The 5,233-nt window shown below is 71.7% G+C and carries 5 protein-coding genes; 1 reads left to right on the top strand and 4 read right to left on the bottom strand.

The features are described 5' to 3' along the window. Window positions 1-39: 39 nt before the first annotated feature. From ACFWTE_RS29605 to ACFWTE_RS29590, 4 genes are all read right to left on the bottom strand, one after another. Window positions 40-972 (bottom strand): M48 family metallopeptidase, encoded by a 933-nt coding sequence (locus tag ACFWTE_RS29605; protein ID WP_378783223.1) that lies wholly within the window; start codon window positions 970-972, stop codon window positions 40-42. A 227-nt stretch (window positions 973-1,199) separates the two neighbouring features. After that, window positions 1,200-1,922, bottom strand: a complete 723-nt coding sequence (locus ACFWTE_RS29600) for a DivIVA domain-containing protein (RefSeq protein ID WP_378783222.1) — start codon at window positions 1,920-1,922, stop codon at window positions 1,200-1,202. 28 nt (window positions 1,923-1,950) lie between these two features. Next, on the bottom strand, window positions 1,951-2,277 hold the full coding sequence (locus ACFWTE_RS29595; protein WP_378783220.1) for a hypothetical protein: 327 nt from the start codon (window positions 2,275-2,277) through the stop codon (window positions 1,951-1,953). Window positions 2,278-2,351: 74 nt separating this feature from the next. Further along, complete coding sequence (locus tag ACFWTE_RS29590; RefSeq protein ID WP_378783219.1) at window positions 2,352-3,248, bottom strand: N-acetylmuramoyl-L-alanine amidase; 897 nt, start codon at window positions 3,246-3,248, stop codon at window positions 2,352-2,354. A gap of 556 nt (window positions 3,249-3,804) precedes the next feature. Here ACFWTE_RS29590 and ACFWTE_RS29585 point away from each other — a divergent pair. After that, a complete protein-coding gene (locus ACFWTE_RS29585) occupies window positions 3,805-4,998 on the top strand; it encodes a cell wall protein (protein WP_378783217.1) in 1,194 nt (397 codons plus the stop codon). Window positions 4,999-5,233 lie beyond the last annotated feature (235 nt).

The raw sequence follows: 5,233 nt of genomic DNA, 5'->3' as shown, positions 1-5,233 counted from the left end.
CCCGGCCGACCGCGGTCGGCCTGCCGGGCACCCCCTCCGTCAGAGGAAGACGCGACCGCGCCGCGTACGGTCACGGAGCGCCGCCATCCGCCGCGTGTTGCTGGGGCGGCGGGTCAGCAGGTGGTACAGCAGCAGGGAACAGCCCCGATCGGTGCGCGCCCGGTCTGCCATCTCCCCCATGTTCACCCGGGTGTACAGGTGGGCGCCCCCCGCGAGGATCCTGACGGCGTGAGCCCCCTCGGGGAACCGGGCGTAGGCGTGGTCGTCGGCCGTGTACTCCATGGCGCGGGACAGCGCCGAGCCCAGTCCCGGAACGAGGTCCGCGCCGATCGTCGCCATCCGTCTCCAGAAGCCGGTGTGACCCGCGACCACGTGGCCGAGCTGGTGGGTGATCAGGAACGCCAGCGCCTCCGGGTCCCGCAGCCTTCCGTCGGCGTCGAACAAGTCGTCCGAAAGCACCAGGTAGCGGTGCCGCCCGTGACCCGAGGCATCTGTTCCGCAGCGCCCCCCGCCGAGCCGGACGTACGCCTCGGGAGGCCTCGACAACCCCATGTCGGCGGCCAGCGACACCACCATCCGGTACGCCTCGGGGAACTGCGTGGGCGAGATCTTGACCGACTCCGCGCGACGCCGGGCGTACACCAGCCCCCGCACCGCCCAGCACACCGCGGGCACCACCGCCAGGGCGGCGGCCACACACGTCCAGGACCCCGTTCCCGCCCATACCGCGCGGGCGAGCACGGCGGCCATCACCAGGGTCACGGCCGCGCACGCCACCAGCAGCGGCCCCTCCCAGGGGTGCGCGGGCGTCGGTACGAGCTCCTCGTCCCCGTCGCACGCGTTCGGGTCGGTGGAGCGGCCGAACAACGGGGTCGGGAACAGCACATCCTCCCCGGAGACCGTGGAGCAGCCGGACCCGCCGTGGTCCGGCCAGGCGGCGGTGCGGCTCTCCGGGGACGTCGGGTGGAACATCCTGCCTACCCTCGGGACAAGGTCAGTGTGACAACAGGGTGTGACTACTCCCTGTGTTCAAATATTACTTTCCGCTTCCCTGGGTATGGGGTTCTGTGCGCTACGGCGTGTTCGGAAGAGGCGGGCCGCAAGGCCGTGGGCATGCCCGCCCCGGGCGGGCCCGGCGCACTCCTTCGCGCTCCGGGGCCGGACCCGCGACGCCCGCCCTCCGTGACAGCCCTCGCCGCCTACTGCTGCTCATAGCGGCGCAGCTCCTCCGCGAGGACGTCCAGGAACCGGTCGACCTGGGCCGGGTCGTACCCCGGGCGGGCCCGGGTGGTGGCGAACTGGATCCGCTCCACCTCCGCCGCGGTGAGGGTCGCCCGCTCGGGGCGGCCCTTCTGGAGCACGTCGAGCGTGAACTCGGCGCGGTCCAGGAAGTCGTCGACCTCCTGCTCGTTGTAGCCCGTGGTCAACCGGGTCGTCGCGAACTGCTGCTCCCGGACGTCCTCCGAAGTCATCCCGAACCGCTGGGGCGGACGCTCGCTCCCGGACGCGTCGGCGGGCGCGTACCGCCGGCCCCCCACAGGGTGCTGCGGCTCGGTTGCCTGGTGCCGTGACGGCCCGGGGCCGTCACCCTGGCCGGGCCTGGGCGGCAGCGGCGGGGACGTCTGGCCGCCGGACCGGCCGAGACCGCGTCCGGCCAGGTCGGCGACCACGACGTCGAGGAAGTCGTCGACCTCGTCCTCGCGGTACCCCGGACTCAGCCGCGTGGTGCGGAACCGTGAGTTGCGCACCTCGTCGGCCGTGATGAGCGGACCGCTGCGCGGACCGCCCTCCAGGGCGACGAGGGTCGCCTCGATCCGGTCGAGGAGGGCGTCGACGTCCTCCTCGTTGTAACCCGGGCGCAGACGCACCGTGTGGAACTTCTTTTCGCGGATGTCCGCCGGTGTCAGAGGCATGGTCCCCATTGTGCAGTTCAGGAGGTTCTCGTGGCGGTTATCCTCGGCTCGCGCGTGATTCCGCGTCGGAGAGCCGCTCGACGAGGCCGGAGAGGACATCCCGGACCTGGGCGCGGTCGTAACCGCGCAGGACCAGGTCCAGCCCCGCGGTCCGCAGCTCCTCCGCGCTGATCGGCGCCGGCCGCTGCTCCTCGGGCAGCTCGGGGAAGGGGGTGTCGGAGTACACGGGCGAGCCCGTGAGCACGGCCACCGTGAAGGACGTCCGGTCGATGAGGTCGTCGACCTGGGCGCGGTTGAAGCCGCGCAGGACCACGTCGAACACGGGTGAGGCCGACAGGCGCGCCGGGGGCTGGGCGGAAGTCATGCACGCATTATGCCGAGGGAGGGCTGCGCCCGCCATACGCACGGGTGGCCGGGTGTGGACGTTCGTGCCCGGTGTCACCGACGCATGAGGTAGGCGGCCATCCCCCGGGCGATGGAGTCGGCAGCGCGTTCCCGCCACGCGGGGTCGGACAGGAGCGCGGCGTCCTCGGGGTTGCGCATGTTGCCCGCCTCCAGGAACACCTTGGGCACCGTGGACATGTTCAGCCCGCCCAGGTCGGTGCGCTCGTCCAGGCCCTCGTCGGCGAGGTAGTCGGCGTAGGGGATGTCGCTCCCCTCCAGGTACGCGCGGCGGATGTCCTCGGCGAGCAGCTGGGAGGGCTCCACGATGTCCTCGGTGAAGCCCTCCACCTCACCGGGCATGATCACGTGGAAGCCGCGCCCGGACTCGGGTCCGCCGTCGGCGTGGATGGACAGGGCGGCGTCGGCCTCCGCCTCGTTGCCGATCTCGGCCCTTTCGTCGATGCACGGGCCCACGCCGCCGTTGTCCTCGCGTGTGAGGAACACCGTGGCGCCATCGGCTTCCAGCCGTTCCTTGACCAGTAGCGACAGCTCCCAGTTGAACTCGTGTTCCGGGTACCCGTCGTTGGTCTCCGCGCCGACGGTGTCGCAGGCCTTCTCCGCAGGCCCTGCGGGGACGAACTCGTTGATCTCGCTCGCGGCGGAGGCGTTGCCGCCGTTGTGGCCGGGGTCGATGACGACGACGCGGGTGCCGAGGGGGCCCTCACCGGCGGGTGGGCCGTCGGACCCGCCGTCGGGTGCGGTGTCCCGGTCGCCGGCAGGGGGGTCGCCGCCGTCCTGTGGGCCCGGGAGCGGGGGCGCCGCCGTGGGGTCGCCGCTGGAGGTCCCTCCTGGCGAGGCCGCGCAGGCGGCGGTGAGGAGGAGGGCGAGGGACGTCAGAGACAGGGCGCGGGTGGCGCGGCTCCGGGGTCCTGGCGGTGCGGAGACGGGCATGCCCACAACCTAGCCGCTCGCGGCAGCCGGGGCATAACGGCGCGTACCCGCATGAAGGGTGCACAGGGGGAGTGGGGGATGCGGGCGAAAGGGATGTGTCGTCCGTCACGGCGGGTTGTTCCCGGGGCCTGCCGCACGGGTGCCCGAGTGGTCGCCTCCAGGGGTGCGCCTTCTTTATAAGACGCTCGTTCCGGGGTGAGGTTTACGCCGTTCGGGAAAAAATTCCCACAAGAATTACTTCCTCGCTCAGTGTAACCTCGCATCTTCATTGTGATCTGGTCGTGATGGGATGTCGGGTGATTCTCCCGTTTCGTCCGTTGTAAGATTCGAATGAGGAAATGGGAAGCTGCTTCGGCTCGGTTTCGCGGACCCCCGTTCTGTGGTCGCGACCGATTTTCCCCGTTTTCGCAGGTAGGGGGCTTCTGTGTGCCCCCGCCATCCCCCATCCGACCCTGGCCCGTGTTCCGTACCCCGAAAACCCCGCTGTCGGCGGTCGTCCGCGCAGCCAGGCCGGTCCGAGAGGTCTCGGACCGCGGTAATCCGAATGAGGATTGACTTGAAGAACACTCGCGTGACCGCGCGCCGCATTCTCCAGGGCGGCGCCGCCTTCGCCGCGCTGGGCGCGCTCGGTGTGGCCACGGCCCTTCCCGCCGCCGCCGACACCCAGACCGTGGGCTGGGCCCACGCCAACGTCTCCGACGGGTACGGCATCGCGGAGACCTACATCACCCCGCAGGGCGAGTCGGACAGCGCCTCCAACAGCTTCTCCGGCGCCCTCGACGAATACTTCAGCATCGAGGCCTCCACCTCGGCCTCGGTCGACGGGAACGGGGCGACCTCCACCACCACGGTGGCCAGCGCCAGTGTCCAGCTCACCGCCTCCGACGTCGAGGAGATCATCGAGGAGGCGCAGGACGAGGAGGACGACGCCGAGCTGGACGACGCCGAGCTGGACGAGGAACCGTCCGACGAGCCCACCGAGGAGGGAACCGAGACCGAGGAGCCCTCTGCTCCCGGTGAGGGCGAGGGCGAGGACGAGGGAACCGCCGGGACGCCGTCCGAGGAGCCCGTCGAGGTCCCCGGCACCGAGCCCACCGAGGCGCCCGACGCAGACGGCGGCGAGGCCCCTGCGGACGACGCGGCCGTGGCCCCCCTCGTCGAGCTGGGGGAGGACGACATCGACCTCTCCTCCGCCGGCGACGAGATCGTCCTGTCCGCCACGATCACCGGTGCGAGCGTCACGACGACCCAGTCCTGGGACGGTGCCGTCACCCACTCGGTCGACCCGGGCAGCGTCGCCTACGAGGTGAACGAGCTCGACGCCGTGGTCGGCACCCCCTACCAGGATCAGGGCACCTACACCTCGGACGACGCGGGCTTCGACTGGGACGACGCCTACACCGCCCTGCTCGTGGACATCACCGTTCCGGGTGAGTTCGAGGGCGGCTACGCCCTGGGCGTCACCTACGCCAGCATCGGTGCCACGGCCGAGGACCCGGGTAACGGCGGCGGCAACGACAACGACAACGGCGGCGACGGCGGCGACGACAAGACCCCGCCCTCCCGCGACACCGCCGAGCTGCCGAAGCCGGAGCCGAAGCCGACCGAGGCCCTGGCCACGACCGGTAGCCCCCTGGCAGGGCTGATCGCCGCCGGTGCCGCGATCGCCGCCGGCGGTGGCGCGGCCGCGTACTTCGCGCGCCGCAAGAAGAACGCCGCCGACACCTCCGCCGAGAGCAGCGAGGGCTGACCGGCAGCGGGCCGAGCGAGCTGGCAGGGCCCCGGGGGGACGTGCGTCCCCCCGGGGCCGCGGAGGACGAGGTGGACCGGGCTTCGGAGCCCGGGCCGCCGGTCGCGCCCGCGCGGGTCACGGTCGAGAGCCCGAAGGACGCCGCGGGTGAGGACACGTGGACCTCGCCGTCGAACGTGCCGGTCGCGAGGAAGCTGAGCACGTTGGGGATGGTGACGTCGACGGGGTTGTAGCG

Source organism: Nocardiopsis sp. NPDC058631 (assembly GCF_042716955.1).
Lineage (GTDB): Bacteria > Actinomycetota > Actinomycetes > Streptosporangiales > Streptosporangiaceae > Nocardiopsis.
Note: the sequence above shows the minus strand (reverse complement) of the source record. Positions and strands in the feature narration are given on the sequence as shown.